Origin of the sequence: Anderseniella sp. Alg231-50 (assembly GCF_900149695.1) — a bacterium.
GTDB lineage: Bacteria > Pseudomonadota > Alphaproteobacteria > Rhizobiales > Aestuariivirgaceae > Anderseniella.
Map to the genome: position 1 here is coordinate 2,515,839 of NZ_LT703003.1, position 14,563 is coordinate 2,530,401.

Sequence of the window (14,563 nt, forward strand, 5' to 3'; positions counted from 1 at the left end):
ATCTATAACAACATCTTCGATACGATCAAAACACAGGCGAACCACAATGACGACGTTGCCGGACTTCAGACTGGAAACACATTTCTCCAAGTGGGAGTTTCATGCCAAATACCACATGACCGCATCGGACGCCGAAAGCATCTCTATGCGCGAGCTGCTGGCGATGGCGACACCTGCCGAACGCGAGGAGTTCGACAGTCTTTGGCTGGGTTACACCGAGACTTTTGGCGCTCCCGACCTGCGCGAAGCAATCGCGTCTACATTCGAAACCCGCAAAGTGCAGGACGTGCTGTGTTTTGCCGGTGCCAGCGAAGGCATTTTCGCCGCCAACACGGTAATCCTGGACAAGGACAGCCACGCGATTGTCGTCACGCCCAATTACCAGTCCCACGAAACCCTGCCGGTGGCTATTTGCGCCGCAACCGGTGTGCCGCTTGATCCCGATGACAACTGGTCGCTGGACATCGACCGGGTTGCGGATGCCATTCAGCCGAACACCAGGCTGGTGACGATCAACTTCCCCCATAATCCCACCGGCGCGATCCTGCCGCTGGATCGGTATAAGGCGCTGATTGACCTGTGCCGCAAAAACGGCATCTACATTCTGCACGATGAGATTTTCAACGGGCTGGGACGCACCGGTACCGAGCACCTGCCCTTGATCGCCGATGTGTACGAGCGCGGGCTGTCACTGGGGGTCATGTCGAAATCCTACGGCCTGCCGGGCCTGAGGATCGGCTGGATTGCCTGCCAGGACGTTGAACTCACCAGCAAGATGGAGCGCATGAAGCATTACCTGTCCATCTGCAACTCCGGCCCCAGTGAGCGGCTCGCCAAAATTGCGCTGAACAACCGCGCCCGGTTGCTGGCAAGAAACTGCGCCATCGTCGATGAAAACCTGCCTAAGTGGGAGGCCTTCTTCGCCCGCTATCCGGACCTGTTTGACTGGCAGGCGCCCGATGGCTCCTGCATGGCATTTCCACGCTACAAGGGCGCTGACGGCGTTGAGAACTTTATCCGCTCGCTGGTGGAGGAGAGCGGCGTCCTGCTGCTGCCCGGCAGTATCTACAATTCACAGCTGGGCGAGACACCGACTGACCGCTTCAGGCTTGGCTATGGCCGCAACGGGCTCGATGAGGGACTGGCCGCGTTGGATGCCCACATCATGCGCAACCGCGGATGACGACGCAGTAACACAGATATGGCAGCTGCAGGTACAACGGAAGACCTGTTCACCGCGATCCGGCACTCAACCGATCCAGCCGGATGCGGTGGCGGTGATCGGTCAGCCGCCAGACACTGCCAAACACGGCACCCAGAACCCCGAGCCCGGTTGCGCCTGCGATCATGAACATGATCAGGATCTGGTATTTTACCGCCTCCTGCGGGTCGACACCTGACAGTATCTGTCCTGTCATCATGCCCGGCAACGACACCACGCCTGTGGCCGCCATGGCGTTGATGATAGGGGTGAACCCGCTGCGCAGCGAGCGGCGGACGCACGGCGCGACCGCCTCCCAGCGGGTTCTTCCCAGCAGCAATTGCGCTTCTATGGCGGTTCGTTCGCGGTAGACGGTGCTGTGCAGCGTATCCAGTCCCAGGCTGACGCCGGTCATGGTGTTTCCCAGCACCATACCGAACAAAGGCAGGGCAATTTGCGGCGTCCACCAGGGTTGCGGCTCAATCTGTATCGCCAGCACGCAGGCCGTGACGATTGTGCCGGCAAACATCATGGACGTGGCGCCAAGCCCGTAACCCCAAAGTCCCGTGAGTCGCCGTTCCTGGCGCACCCGGATTTCGCGGCCGGCAAACGTGATCATGATGGCGGCGATCAGCAGGGTAAGCAGGGCCGAGGATGCGGCAAACACTGCCTTGAGCACCAGCCCGACCATCAGCAATTGCACGATCATTCTCAGGCTGGAAAACAACAATTGCCGTTCCAGGCCCAGCTTCAGGGCGAAAGAACATAGTGCGTTCAGTATCAGGAACACCGATGCGCCCACCAGATCGAGGTATGACAGTGAAATATAACTGCTCATGGCGTTTCACCGGTTTCGGTATGCAACCGGCCACCCGCCATCCGCATCGACCTGTCAGCAAGGCGCCCGGCCTGTTCCGGATCATGGGTGACCAGCAATACGCAGACATCTTTCGCCAGCTGCTGTCTGATCAGGCTCTCGACAGCACCGGTCATGTCCGCATCCAGCGATGCGGTTGGTTCATCCAGCAACAACACTCTCGGCCCGGTCTGCAAGGCACGGATGATACCCAGCCGGTGCCGCTCTCCGGTCGACAGGCGGTTCACATCCCAGTCCATCGCATCTTTCAGATCGACAGCCTCAAGCAGGTGGTCCAGATCACCGCCGGCATCAAAATGGTCACGCACACCATCTGCCCACCATCCGGTCTCGGCGGGCACGAATGCCACCTGCCTGCGCCACTCCCACGCCGGCATCTCCTCGCGCGATTGTTCGTTCAGGTATACCTCGCCCTGATTGGGATCAAGGTCTGCGATCGCACGAAACAACAGGGATTTACCGGATCCCGAAGCCCCCTGAATGGCCAGGCACTCACCGCAAGCAACGCTTACGCTGACGGGGCCAACATGTCTGGTGCCGAGGTCAACGGTCTTGAACAATAGACGGGCTCGCTTTGTTGCTGGTGCGCTTCCATCACAGCATAGTTTACGTGCCTGCTACAGCAAGGCGTCCGCTTGAACTGCAGAAAGCCGAGGACGGTTAATGCGGCACAGACATTACGAGTTATCACTCATGACGAACTTGGGCCACACAATACAGCAGCACACATACAGGAAGGCCTTCGCCATCCGGTCACAATTGGTCCGCTCCGCATCCACCTGCCACAACAGGGACAACCGGTCGTCTCCGTGCTCGAACCACAAGACGAGCAACAGCACAAACCCGCTTAGAACCGCAATACCGCTCAGCGGATAGATATCGAACACACCAAAGTGCTTGAAAACACGGCTTCCGATAAGCAACAAGCCACCGTACAGGGCATACTTCCACACCATGAAATACAGTATCCCACTCGGCACGGTCGGCATCTGAACTCCTTCCTGCAGTCAGCTGAAACACGCCAGCAGGCTACACGCACCCTCCTGTTACAGATATATGTCTCCAACCCTCAAGAACAATGGGCTGCCGGGAGGTGTTGGAATCAACGTTCACTCTGTGTGCTTGCAGTGTCATTCCATATCACCACCCAGGCGGGCACAATTTGGCCTGCCGCAAGTCTCGCGAGAACCGCCCGACAGCGAAACGCACCCGGAAACCGGCAATCAGATAAGTTCCGGATCAGCCATGATCTCGACCAGGGCCGGTCCATTGTAGCCCAGGGCTTTTCGGATAGCCGCTTCCAGGTCCTTCGCGTCACTCACTTTCGACCCGTGACCGCCGCACAGTTTGGCAAATGCGGCAAATGACGGATTGTGCAAGTCGGTTTGCCAGACCGGCCACTCACCAGCGCGCTGCTCCTTGCTGATTTTGCCCAATTGTCCGTTGTGCAGCAGGATATGGGTGACATCCATCCCGTACTTCACCGCCGTGGTGAAATCCATCGGGTATTGGCCAAAGCCGCCGTCACCGGATACGGAAATGACTTTTCGCCCTTTGAGAGCCGCAACATCCTGCGTGGCCGCCCATGCGCCCATTCCGGCGGGAAAGCCGAACCCGATGGAGCCCAGATACCCCGACATCAGCACCCGCTGGCTGCCCTTGGTTTCGAGATAACGCCCAAAGGAATAGGTGTTGTTGCCCACATCCACCGCAAAAATGGCATCATCCGGCGCGACACGGCCCAGAGCATCGAAAATCGCAAACGAATGCACGCCTTCGCCGTGTTCTTCAGCCAGGCGGCGGTGTTTTTCGTCGCGCCACATGCGCCAGCGATCTGCCAGTTCGTTCAACTGGTCGGTTGCGCCTGACTTCACCCGTCCCTGCATCGCACTGCAAAACGCGCCGATGTCTCCCCACACCGGCAGGGTGACACGGTGAAATTTGCCCAGTTGCATCCGGTCATGATCGACCTGGATGATTGTCTTGCTTGGCGTGATGCCGGTGTGATTTGAAAAGCTCGTCCCCAATGTCAGCACCAGGTCGGCCTCGTTCAGGAACCAGCTCGCAATAGGTGTGCCCGACCTGCCCATGACACCGCCGGCATTGGGATGGTCGTCCGGGATAAAGCCCTTGGCCTTGAACGTGGTCATGACCGGCAGGCCCATCTCCCCGGCCATGGCGACAACCTGGTCGCGGGCCGGAAAAGCCCCGTGACCGACCACCAGGATCGGGCGCCTGGCTTCCGCGATCATCTGTGCTGCCTGCTCGATGTCAGCCTCCTGCGGCTGGATTCCCTGCCGCGACACGCGCCCGGACGGCCCGGATGCAGGTTTCGAAGACGGCAGCGTCTGGACATCATCGGGAAAGATCAGATGAGCCACATCCTGCTCGACGATTGCCGTCTTGCAGGCCAGCGACATCAGCTCGGCATGGTTTGAACTGCTCAAGACCGGTTGCGAGAAGGCCGACACCGCCTGAAACGCCGACCTCAGGTCGATGTCCTGAAACGCGCCCGCGCCCAGAACCTGGGTTTGCACCTGCCCGGTCAGTGCAAGGACAGGTGCCCGGTCGACCTTTGCATCCCACATGCCGGTCATCAGGTTGGTGGCACCCGGTCCTGCAATGGTCAGGCAGGCTGCGGGCTTGCCGGTCAGCTTGCCATAAGCGGACGCCGCAAATGCCCCTGCCCCTTCATGGCGGATGCCGTAATACTTCAGGCGCTTGTCTTCAACCGCCAGCCGGATGGCATCCGACAGGCCGAGGTTCGAATGCCCCACCATGCCGAACACCGACTGCACACCCCAGTTCGTCATTGTCTCGACCATGACGTCGGTAACTGTGGTTTCGCGGGGAGGTTCTGCCTCAAGGCCGATGAATACCTCGCCGTCGCGCAGTTCAACCGGATACATCTGCTGGCCGCTGTCTTCATGTCCACCGGGCGGTTTACCGGTCAGCGGATCAAAGTCCCAGCCGTGCCACGGACAGCGGATCCAGCTTTTGCCGCCTTCGCCTTTTTCGATTGCGCCCTCGCCGAGCGGGCCGTTCTGGTGCGGACAATGATTGTCCATTGCCGACCACTGGCCATCGAAATGCACCAGGCAGATGGAAGTGGTCCGTGCTGTTACGGTTTTGACGCGGCCTTCAGGCAGGTCCTTGGCCAGTCCTGCGGAATACCAGTCGAGTTGCTGTTTGGTCATTGCTGTGCTCCCTTACGCCGCGCCGCCGAAGGTCACGCCGGAAACATCGGCCATGTCCTTTTTCCATGTTGTCAGGTCGTCCTGATTGAACTTGCTCAGATGGTCATGACCGCAGGCGCGGGCCATGACCTGCATCAGCTCCACGCTCGCCTCAAAGAAGTTGCTCAGTTGCCGGGCAGAATTTTCAACGATTATGCGGCTGGCCAGGTGGGGTTTCTGGCTGGCAATGCCAACCGGGCAATTATTGGTATGGCACGCCCGCATGGCGATACAGCCGATTGCCTGCATGGCCGCGTTCGATACGGCAATCGCGTCCGCGCCCATGGCCAGGGCCTTGATGAAGTCGGCCGGCTTGCGCAGTCCGCCGGTAATGACCAGGCTGATGTCATCCCTGCCCTGTTTGTCGAGGTGCGCACGCGCCCTGGCCAGCGCCGGGATGGTCGGCACCGAGATATTATCCCGGAAGATGATCGGGGCAGCGCCGGTACCGCCGCCGCGCCCGTCGAGAATAATATAGTCGACACCAACCTCCAGCGCCGCATCGATGTCCTTCTCGATATGTTGGGCCGACAGTTTGTAGCCAATCGGAATACCGCCTGTGCGCTCGCGGACTTCATCGGCAAATTCCCTGATCTGCTGAGGCGAAGTCCAGTCCGGAAACCTGGGTGGCGAGATGGCATCTTCACCTTCTTTCAGTCCGCGCACCTCGGCAATCTTGCCCTTGACCTTCTTGCCCGGCAGATGGCCGCCGGTTCCGGTCTTGGCGCCCTGCCCGCCCTTGAAATGAAACGCCTGCACTTTGGCCAACTTGTCCCAGTCGAAGCCGAAACGGCCGGATGCCAGTTCGTAGAAATAACGGCTGTTGGCGGCCTGTTCTTCCGGCAGCATGCCGCCTTCGCCGGAACAGATGCCGGTACCAGCCATCTCAGCCCCCAGGGCCAGGGAAACCTTGGCAGGCTCCGACAGCGCGCCAAAAGACATGTCCGACACGAACAGGGGTATCTTCAGGTGCAGCGGCTTTTTTGCCTTGGGGCCAATCACCACATCGGTACCGACAGCATCATCATCAAGCAGCGGCGCTTTCCACAACTGGGCGGTAATGAGCTGAATGTCGTCCCAGGTCGGCAACTCGTCACGCGGCACGCCCATGGCGTCCACCGCGCCGTGATGGCCCGTCTTTGACAAACCGTCGCGCGCGTATCGCTGGATCAGGTTGTTATAGGGTTCCTCGGCCGTGCCATGTGCAGTATCAGCATAAAGCCCGAGATAAGCTTCCCGGTTGAACGGCTGCGGGTTTTTCAGCGCCCATTCGGCAACCTCGTCTTCATCGATGAAAACGTCGTCACCGTCTGTCCAGGACGCAAATTTCGGCAGCACCTCGTCATTGGCATAGGCCGACACACCGCTGTCCAGCCGGTAATCCCAGTTGTGCACCCCGCAGATCAGGTTGTCGCCACGCACGAAACCGTCAGCCATCAGCGCACCGCGATGCAGGCAGCGCCCGTAGAACACCGACACCGCATCATCTATCCGGACAACCACGAGGTCCACCTCGCCGGATATCGCGTATGCAGGTTTGCGGTCTGCAAGCTCGGACAATTTCGTGATGGCGACTTTTTTCATGATTGAGGCATCCTGTATTGGGTTCAATTGACGTTTGGCGGCTGATGTGTCCGCAGGGGTTTGGCAGATGAGTGGATTGGTTGCGTTTCCGCGCAATCAGTCACCTTGCCCAGTTTTCTCGCATACCATTTGGCTGCCGGCGCGGCGGTTACACCGTGCAACAGTGCGCTGATCCAGACTGCATTGATCGCCAGCATCAGGATCGGTTCGGCCGCTTCGGGACCATTCTGCTGGGCCACCAGCAGGGCAAACAGGGCAGTTGCAAGACCGCGCGGGCCGAACCAGCCGAGAAACAGGCGGGTCATCGCAGAGGTGTCGGTCCTGGCCAGTGACATCCACACCGCCAGCGGGCGGACGATAAACAGGCTTGTCAGAATGACGGCCAGCCCGGCAGCGTCCAGATGGTTCACGGCGGTGGGAACCAGGACCAGCCCAAGCAGGAAAAAGGCGCCCCAGCTCAACATCTGCCCTTCACTTTCGGTGAATTCGTAGATGAACTTGCACTGCCCCTTGACCACATTGCCGAAGGTCAGGCCTCCCACGAACGCCGCAATGAAACCATTACCGCCAATCTGGTTGGCCAGCAGATAGGTCGCAATTGCCAGAGCTATGGCGCCGACGCCTTCATAGACCTCTGATGTGTAATTCTTTGCCTTCGACCACAGCAGCACCCGGCCTCCGAGCCAGCCCATGACAATACCGGCAATCGGCCCCAGTATCAGCTGGGCGGCTGCAAACACCAGCCAGTAAGTTCCGTCTTGCGACACTTCCGCGGACAGCAGGCTGGCGAACAACAACACCAGCGGCAGGGCAAGTCCGTCGTTCAGCCCGCTTTCCACTGTGAGGGTACGCCGCACCCGATCAGGGACAATGGTATTGGAAACAACAGCCTGGCCGAGGGCCGCATCAGTGGGCGCCAGCAGAGCCGCCATCAGCACCACGGCTGCAACCGGCCACCCGGGCAGCAGCAGCCATGCAAATACGGACCCTATCAGCACCGACAGCGGCAGGCCGGTCAGCAACATCCGAATGGGCCAGCCATGATCCCGGCGCAGCACTTTCAGGTCGATCTGCGACGCATCAAGAAACAACAGCAGGATGAGGGCTATCTCTGCGGTGAAATGCAGAATGTGCTCGGCCTGGTCGGCTTTGAACAACCCGCTTACCGACATCAGCGCGCCGAAGGCGATAAACAGCATGGGTGCAGTCAGTGGGGTCGATGCCAGGCGCTTGGCAAGGATCGTGTAACAAGCCGTGACGATGGCGATAATCAACAATGCGGCAGTCATGGTTTTTTGCTTTCAACGTGCGGCAGCTTGCCCTGCGGATAATTGTTGGATGCCGCCGTTCCAAAAGGGTTACAGTGAACTGGATTGTGTCGTTCAGATCAAACATCATGCGCGTGCGGCCCCGCGCGGGGATTGCGAATTGAACCTGCCCGAAAATACAGATCTTGTTGCCAGCGCAGAACAGAAGCCGCAGCTTCTGATTGGCAAGGACAGGGCCGCAACCGAAGCATTCGTCCGCGCCAATCTCGGCTGGATGCTGGCGTTGGCCAGACGGATTGTCAAAGACAGCGCCATTGCCGAAGATGTGGTGCAGGACGCCTTTTCAAATGTCTTCAAAAACCTGGAGACGTTTCGCGGCGAAGCCGCTCTCAAGACCTGGATTCACCGGATTGTCGTCAACCAGGCCCTGATGGCCCTGCGCAAGCAGCGCCGGCTGAATGAACAGCCGATTGATCAATTGCTGCCGGAATTTGACGGTTCCGGCTGCCGCATAGATGAACCGTCCGGGTTGTCCCAACTGGCCCAGACGCCTGAAGCCGTGTTGCTGTCCAGCGACCGCAGGCAGCAGGTACTGGCGTGCATCGACCGGTTGCCGGACAGCTACCGTGTCATCCTGATGCTCAGGGACATCGAGGAACTGTCAACATCCGAAGTAGCCGACATGACCGGCCTGACCGAAGCCAATGTCAAGGTGCGGCTGCACCGTGCCCGCGCCGCATTGAAAAAACTTCTAAGCCCGTTGTTCGAAGGAGCAGCCTTATGAAGATCATGCCCACCTCAGTCCGCCAGCGCATCAGAAGCATCATGTTCAAGCTGCCACTGATGATCACCTGTGCCGAATTCGAGGAATTCATTCTCTCCTACCTCGATGGCAGCATGAGCAACAGGCAGCGGCGCATTTTCGAGTTTCACCTGGCCGTCTGCCGGGAGTGCCGGGATTACCTGGCTGCCTACCGGTCGGCGATGACCGTGACCCGTGATGTTCTGGACGCCCAGACCACCGAGACACTGGCGGATGTTCCCGAGGACCTGGTCAGCGCCGTGCTGGCTGCCCGGACACCGCAGGATCGCAAGTAGCGGTTGTAACAGTTTACCGCGGTGACAGTGGCGTCTCCTGGTAGAGCCGTTGCACCCACTTGCCGTCGCGCAGCACCCAGATCTGGGTCGCCAGCACACGCTCAGGCAAGGTCTTGCCACGAAAAGTGCCCTGGTTTTCCACGAAATAGGTGCGCATGTAGACACCCGGCCCCAGCTTGACCAACTGGTGATCCTCGATCCTGGCTGACCGGATATCAAGATTCCTGATCGCGTCCGGAAGATATTCGCTCACCGGACTGACACCGGTATAGGTGGTCACTACGAGGTGATCGGGCGCGAAAAAGGTTTTAATCTCGTCAAAATTCTGTCTCGCGAAGGCAGCTCCGATTTCATCAATCGCCTTCTGGATCGGGCCTGGAGAACTGGCCTGCACTGACACCGGCATGGTGACGGCAACTCCTGCGCAGAATGCACCGGTAATGGTAGCACGTCGAAAAAACCTCTTCATGGACTGACCTCGTTTCTGAATTTACCTGCTCAGTGAGCAGAGCCTGCAGGAGCCGGCACACCTTCAATAACGACATTTACGCACGCCACCTTGCCGCAAGTCACCGCACGCGACAACGCGTCATCCAGATCGGCAAGATCGGTAACGTACTCGCCATGACCGCCCAGTGCCTTGACCGCCTCGTCATAGCGCGCATCGCTCAACTGACACCCGATCAGCCGGTCTGGTCCGTAATCACGCATCTGGATAAGGTGTTCGGCATTCCAGCGCCCGTCATTGCCGATCACCACGACAAACGGCGTGTTTGCCCGCACCGCCGTTTCAAATTCAGCCAGGTGGAAACCAACGGTGCCGTCTCCCATCAGGGCGAAGACGGTAGCGTCGGGCCTCGCCAGTTTTGCAGCCAGCCCGTAACACAGCGCGCCGCCGATAGCCCCGCCCGGGCCGTTGATGATCCTGTAGTCAGCATGTGTACCAGCCTGCGACCATTGCCCGAACTCGCCGCCATCGCTGATAACGACGCTTTCGGCGGCCGAAGCCACATGGCGCTGCACGGCAGCACACAGCTGTGCCGGTGTTATTGCCTCACCTGGAACCGGTTCACCGGCTGGACAGTTTCGTGCTGCAATGTAACCGGTCACCTCACTGCGCCATGCCTCGCGCTCAGCGCCGCCGGAACCCTGTTTCGCCAAAGTCGCTGCCGCAGCTTTCGGGTCTGCATTAATGGCCTGATCCAGGCGATCCCCGAGGTTCAGCCTGGCCCGCTTGCGCTCGTCTGCCTCGGCATCGATCACGATCCACCTGCATGTCGGCAAACACATGTCGGTGCCGCCAAATCCAAGTGAGAAATTCACCGGCTTACCGAGGCTGACAACCAGGTCAGCCTTGGCAACCGCTTTCGCAAAGTCACCCAGCGCGGGATCCTTCAGGCCGCGCGGGCTTTCCATGGCCACCACCGGCGCATCCAATGCAACTGCCAGTTCTGAGAGTTGCTTGCCGCACCGTGAAAAGCTCAGCGCAGGCCCACACAACACCAATGGCGCTGCGGCCGGTTCCAGCGCTTCGATGACAGTGCGCGCATCGTCGGGGTTCAATCCTTGATCTTGTGGCCGGAACACCGGTGGTCCGGGCACCTGCGCACCGGTCGCATCCGCCTCAAGCACGTCAAACGGCAATGCCAGGTGTACCGGCCCCGGCCGACCTGACATGGCAAGCTGGATTGCCTTCACCGTATCACGCCCCAGCATGCTGGGGTCTGTGGCGCGCAGGGAAAGCTTGGTCACAGGCGCCGTCATTGCCACCTGGTCAAGCTCCTGAAACGCCCCGCGGCCATCCTGAACCATGGGCGAGTCTCCGGTCAGGAACAGGACCGGGCTTTCGGACTGGCGCGCGGTATACAATGGCCCAAACGCGTTGGCGGCTCCCGGTGCCGCGGTTACCAGGCATATGCCGATCTCGCCGGTCAGCTGCGCCCAGGCATCTGCCATGAACACGCTCGCGGCTTCGTGACGGGTGTGCACTATCTCGATCTTCACTTCCAGGCACGCGTCATAGACCGGCATAATCTGGTTGCCAGACAACGAAAACACCTTGGTCACACCAGCAGCGGCAAGCGTTTGCGCCAGCAGGTCAGCACCTCTCATGTTTGAATTCCTTTGATCAGGGCTAAAACGTTTCAGGGGTCATTGCCGGTGGGAGCAACTGCCTGCTGTCGCGTGGCCCGGATGCCGGCACGCACGATTGCGAACACGGTGATCGCCGTCAGCGTCCAGAAGAACCAGGTAATGGGCCCGCGGAACAGCACCCACCCGGAACTGCCCGACATCAGCATGGACTGGCGGAAGTTGTCTTCGAGCAACGGCCCCAGGATGAAAGCGATCAGAAACGGCGCCGCCGGAACCTTGTAGCGCAGCATGACGAAACCGACCCCGCCCATGGCAAACATCACGCCGACATCGAATATGTTGTTGTTGACGGCAAACACGCCATAAACGCACAGGATCAGCACCGCCGGAAACAGCACGCCACGTGGAATGTCCGCGACATACTTGAAGCCCCTGATGGCCGCCGAACCGATAAAGAACAAAAACATGGAACTCACGATCAGACCTATGAACAGTCCGTAGATGACGTCCACGTTCAGGACGAACATCATCGGGCCCGGCTGCAGTCCGTGAATCATGAATGCACCCATGATGATCGCCGTGATCACGTCACCCGGTACGCCCAGGGCCAGCAACGGAATGAGCGTTGCTCCCGCGACGCCGTTATTACCGGCTTCCGACGCTGCAACTCCTTCTATCTCGCCGTTGCCGAAATTCTCCTTGTTGGGTGATTTGCGCCGCGCTTCGGAATACGAAAGAAATGCAGAGGGCGCCGCGCCAATACCCGGAATTGAGCCGAGGAAAACGCCAATGAAACTGCCCCGGACGATCGACTTGAAAGACCGCTTGTACTCCTCAAATGTCACCTTGTTCTTGCCGAGGCTTCGGGCGACACCGTCGTGCGAACTGGGATTCCACACCATGCTCAGTATTTCGGGAATGGCAAACAACCCGATCAGCACGGCGATGAAATTCAGGCCGCCCATCATGTTCGGGTTACCGAAGGTGAAACGGTTGGTGCCATAGACAAGATCGAGTCCGATGGTCGCCAGCAGCAGGCCCAGCATCGCCGACAACCCGCCGCGCAGCAGGCTGTCACCGGACACGCCTGCGATAATGGTCAGTGAAAACAGGATCAGCGTGAAAAATTCAGGCGGCCCGAAACTGAGCGCAAACGAGGCCAGGAATCCGGCAAAGAAAATCAGGGCAAGATTGCTGACAAGGTCGGCTGTGCACGAGGCCCACAGCGCCATGCCCAGAGCCTTGCCCGCCTGGCCCTTTTCCGCCATGGGATAGCCGTCCAACACTGTTGCCGACGACGCCGGCGTACCCGGTGTCTTGATCAGGATAGCCGGAATCGAACCGCCGAATATGCCGCCCTTGTAGACCCCGAGCAGAAGCAGTATCCCGGTAATCGGCGTCATGGAAAACGTAAACGGCAGCGTCAGCGCAACTGCCATGGTGGCCGACATGCCGGGAATGGCTCCACCGATTACGCCGATGGCAACGCCCAACGCCAGTGCCAGGAACGCTTCAAGATTGCTGACCAGTTGCAGTCCGGCCAGCAGGCTGTCGACAAAGCTCATGGCAGCCTCACAAAGTCACCTTGCGGTATCGCTACACCGGCAATGTGGGCAAAAAACACATACAGCAGCAACGGGATCAATAGCGCACACACAAGTGCTGCCCGCGGGTGTTTTGTCTTCACCAGGAACGCCGTGGCAGCAAAAGTAACCATGGCAGTCCACACCAACCCTACCCACGGCATGACCAGGACAGTCGCAGTCATGATGACAGCCATGACCGCCAGGCGCCTGAAGGCGGCGGGTCGGTCAGCAACATCAGACACCGCAGGCGTTTCCGATCGCGGCCGGGTAATCGATGTGACGATGAGCCCTGCCCCGATCAGACCGGTAATGGCTGCCAGCACATTGGGCCAGAACAACGGCGACAGGATAATGTTCGGCACATTGCTGGGGCTGGATACCCAGAACGGAATGGCCACTATTATCAGGAACACAGACGTGGCTATGGCGCCGATACCGAGATGTATCTGGATAGTTCTGTCTTCCATGGCCGCCTCCGGTTTGAAAAGACGCCGGGCCTCCAGATCAGCTACTTGGGCTCAGATGAACCCGGGCCGCTCTGAAGGGACCGGCGCCCGTGCGGGCTCTACAGGGAGGAAGATCAGCCCTCGATTCTCATGCCAAGCTCGTCAACCAGGGCGCGGAAAATCGTGTACTGGCCGCGGATGAACTCGTTGGCATCTTTCGGGTTCATCAATTCAATGACGGACCCGCGCGCTTCCATTTTGCTGCGGAAGCCTTCGTCTGCGGTGGCGGTCGCCATCCACGTTCCCCACTTTTCAGCCACCTCGTCAGGCAACCCCGCCGGTCCTGCAATTCCGGTCCAGCCAACCAGCTTTTCCAGCGCCGGTTTGCCAAGATCAGCGGCGGTTGGCGCGTCAAACCCGGCCACAGGCTTGGGTGTCGTAACCATCAGCGGAACCAGCTGGCCGTTGGACACAAAGCTGGCCAGGGCGGACGAGTTCGTGCACAGGAATGTCGCCGTGCCGTTCAGAACCGCAGTTGCGGCCGCGCCACCGCCTTTTTGCGGAATGTGGGTCGCCGCCTCAAGCGGCTTTTCTACACCGAATTCTTTCAGCACCATGGCAGCTGCCAGATGCAACAGTGACCCGACACCTGAAGAACTGTACGCGACACCGCCTCCGTTTACCTTGGCAATCAGTTCGTCCATTGACTTGATGCCCGACGCAGGCGTCACTGCGCAGGCGACCGGATTGATTTCATAGACGGTGACGAAGCGAAAGTCGTCCAGCGTGTAGGGCAAGGTCGCTTTCATCGCCGGGTTGACCGAGTGCGAACCGACACGCGCAAACAACATTGTATATCCGTCCGGTTTTGCGTTTTGCGCGGCAACGGAACCTGTGGCTCCGCCTGCCCCGGTAATGTTGGACATCACCAGCGGTTTGCCGACGGCTGCGCCAAGTGGCTCGGCGATTGTACGTGCAGAAATGTCAGTTGCCCCGCCGGCACCGTAAGGAATGACCATGTTGATCGGACGCTCCGGATACTCGGCCAATGCCGCCGTGGCAGTGATCCCGAGGGCAATCGCCCCAACAAAAGCAGCTTTGGCAAATTTCATTTGTTTCTCCCTCATGGTGCTGTGATTGATGCGTCACGGCTAACGTTATTGCTGGCAGCCA

General features: G+C 59.4%; 14 protein-coding genes. 3 read left to right on the forward strand and 11 right to left on the reverse strand.

Annotated features, from left to right (window positions below):
* Positions 1–46 precede the first annotated feature (46 nt).
* Entirely contained in the window at positions 47–1,183 is a 1,137-nt protein-coding gene (locus tag DHN55_RS11925; protein WP_108881481.1) for an aminotransferase class I/II-fold pyridoxal phosphate-dependent enzyme, read from the forward strand.
* A gap of 49 nt (positions 1,184–1,232) precedes the next feature.
* Here DHN55_RS11925 and DHN55_RS11930 read toward each other — a convergent pair whose 3' ends face one another.
* The 6 genes from DHN55_RS11930 to DHN55_RS11955 all read right to left on the reverse strand — a co-directional run bounded on the left by DHN55_RS11930 (position 1,233) and on the right by DHN55_RS11955 (position 8,187).
* Positions 1,233–2,039, reverse strand: a complete 807-nt coding sequence (locus DHN55_RS11930; RefSeq protein WP_108881482.1) for an ABC transporter permease — start codon at positions 2,037–2,039, stop codon at positions 1,233–1,235.
* Positions 2,036–2,638 carry an ATP-binding cassette domain-containing protein gene (locus DHN55_RS11935; protein WP_108881483.1) on the reverse strand — a complete coding sequence of 201 codons (603 nt, stop codon included), beginning with the start codon at positions 2,636–2,638 and terminating at the stop codon, positions 2,036–2,038. Before DHN55_RS11935 ends, DHN55_RS11930 begins: the two co-directional genes overlap by 4 nt.
* Positions 2,639–2,755: 117 nt before the next feature.
* The gene (locus DHN55_RS11940; RefSeq protein ID WP_108881484.1) at positions 2,756–3,067 is read right to left on the reverse strand and encodes a hypothetical protein; all 312 of its coding nucleotides are present in this window, start codon (positions 3,065–3,067) and stop codon (positions 2,756–2,758) included.
* Positions 3,068–3,301: 234 nt separating this feature from the next.
* Positions 3,302–5,275, reverse strand: coding sequence for a thiamine pyrophosphate-dependent enzyme (locus DHN55_RS11945; protein ID WP_108881485.1), 1,974 nt, complete (start codon positions 5,273–5,275; stop codon positions 3,302–3,304).
* 12 nt (positions 5,276–5,287) lie between these two features.
* Entirely contained in the window at positions 5,288–6,898 is a 1,611-nt protein-coding gene (locus DHN55_RS11950; RefSeq protein WP_108881486.1) for a glutamate synthase-related protein, read from the reverse strand.
* A 23-nt stretch (positions 6,899–6,921) separates the two neighbouring features.
* Positions 6,922–8,187 (reverse strand): cation:proton antiporter domain-containing protein, encoded by a 1,266-nt coding sequence (locus DHN55_RS11955; RefSeq protein ID WP_108881487.1) that lies wholly within the window; start codon positions 8,185–8,187, stop codon positions 6,922–6,924.
* A gap of 49 nt (positions 8,188–8,236) precedes the next feature.
* Between DHN55_RS11955 and DHN55_RS11960 the strand changes: the two genes are divergently transcribed.
* Positions 8,237–8,950, forward strand: coding sequence for a sigma-70 family RNA polymerase sigma factor (locus DHN55_RS11960; RefSeq protein ID WP_337660203.1), 714 nt, complete (start codon positions 8,237–8,239; stop codon positions 8,948–8,950).
* Entirely contained in the window at positions 8,947–9,264 is a 318-nt protein-coding gene (locus DHN55_RS11965; RefSeq protein ID WP_108881488.1) for a zf-HC2 domain-containing protein, read from the forward strand. Before DHN55_RS11960 ends, DHN55_RS11965 begins: the two co-directional genes overlap by 4 nt.
* 13 nt (positions 9,265–9,277) lie before the next feature.
* On the opposite strand, the gene DHN55_RS11970 is transcribed toward DHN55_RS11965, so the two are convergent.
* The 5 genes from DHN55_RS11970 to DHN55_RS11990 form a co-directional block, all read right to left on the reverse strand.
* On the reverse strand, positions 9,278–9,733 hold the full coding sequence (locus DHN55_RS11970) for a DUF4440 domain-containing protein (protein WP_108881489.1): 456 nt from the start codon (positions 9,731–9,733) through the stop codon (positions 9,278–9,280).
* Positions 9,734–9,762: 29 nt separating this feature from the next.
* Positions 9,763–11,376 carry a thiamine pyrophosphate-binding protein gene (locus DHN55_RS11975; RefSeq protein ID WP_108881490.1) on the reverse strand — a complete coding sequence of 538 codons (1,614 nt, stop codon included), beginning with the start codon at positions 11,374–11,376 and terminating at the stop codon, positions 9,763–9,765.
* A 32-nt stretch (positions 11,377–11,408) separates the two neighbouring features.
* Positions 11,409–12,923 (reverse strand): tripartite tricarboxylate transporter permease, encoded by a 1,515-nt coding sequence (locus DHN55_RS11980; RefSeq protein WP_108881491.1) that lies wholly within the window; start codon positions 12,921–12,923, stop codon positions 11,409–11,411.
* A complete protein-coding gene (locus DHN55_RS11985; RefSeq protein WP_108881492.1) occupies positions 12,920–13,411 on the reverse strand; it encodes a tripartite tricarboxylate transporter TctB family protein in 492 nt (163 codons plus the stop codon). The genes DHN55_RS11980 and DHN55_RS11985 overlap by 4 nt, the downstream gene beginning before the upstream one ends.
* A 113-nt stretch (positions 13,412–13,524) precedes the next feature.
* On the reverse strand, positions 13,525–14,502 hold the full coding sequence (locus tag DHN55_RS11990; RefSeq protein WP_108881493.1) for a tripartite tricarboxylate transporter substrate-binding protein: 978 nt from the start codon (positions 14,500–14,502) through the stop codon (positions 13,525–13,527).
* Positions 14,503–14,563 lie beyond the last annotated feature (61 nt).

Bases quoted from the DNA above. Each gene is read 5' to 3' on its own strand.
- DHN55_RS11925 (WP_108881481.1), top strand. From the start codon at position 47: ATGACGACGTTGCCGGACTTCAGACTGGAAACACATTTCTCCAAGTGG.
- DHN55_RS11930 (WP_108881482.1), bottom strand. From the start codon at position 2,039: ATGAGCAGTTATATTTCACTGTCATACCTCGATCTGGTGGGCGCATCG.
- DHN55_RS11940 (WP_108881484.1), bottom strand. From the start codon at position 3,067: ATGCCGACCGTGCCGAGTGGGATACTGTATTTCATGGTGTGGAAGTAT.
- DHN55_RS11945 (WP_108881485.1), bottom strand. From the start codon at position 5,275: ATGACCAAACAGCAACTCGACTGGTATTCCGCAGGACTGGCCAAGGAC.
- DHN55_RS11950 (WP_108881486.1), bottom strand. From the start codon at position 6,898: ATGAAAAAAGTCGCCATCACGAAATTGTCCGAGCTTGCAGACCGCAAA.
- DHN55_RS11955 (WP_108881487.1), bottom strand. From the start codon at position 8,187: ATGACTGCCGCATTGTTGATTATCGCCATCGTCACGGCTTGTTACACG.
- DHN55_RS11960 (WP_337660203.1), top strand. From the start codon at position 8,237: ATGCCGCCGTTCCAAAAGGGTTACAGTGAACTGGATTGTGTCGTTCAG.
- DHN55_RS11965 (WP_108881488.1), top strand. From the start codon at position 8,947: ATGAAGATCATGCCCACCTCAGTCCGCCAGCGCATCAGAAGCATCATG.
- DHN55_RS11970 (WP_108881489.1), bottom strand. From the start codon at position 9,733: ATGAAGAGGTTTTTTCGACGTGCTACCATTACCGGTGCATTCTGCGCA.
- DHN55_RS11975 (WP_108881490.1), bottom strand. From the start codon at position 11,376: ATGAGAGGTGCTGACCTGCTGGCGCAAACGCTTGCCGCTGCTGGTGTG.
- DHN55_RS11980 (WP_108881491.1), bottom strand. From the start codon at position 12,923: ATGAGCTTTGTCGACAGCCTGCTGGCCGGACTGCAACTGGTCAGCAAT.
- DHN55_RS11985 (WP_108881492.1), bottom strand. From the start codon at position 13,411: ATGGAAGACAGAACTATCCAGATACATCTCGGTATCGGCGCCATAGCC.
- DHN55_RS11990 (WP_108881493.1), bottom strand. From the start codon at position 14,502: ATGAAATTTGCCAAAGCTGCTTTTGTTGGGGCGATTGCCCTCGGGATC.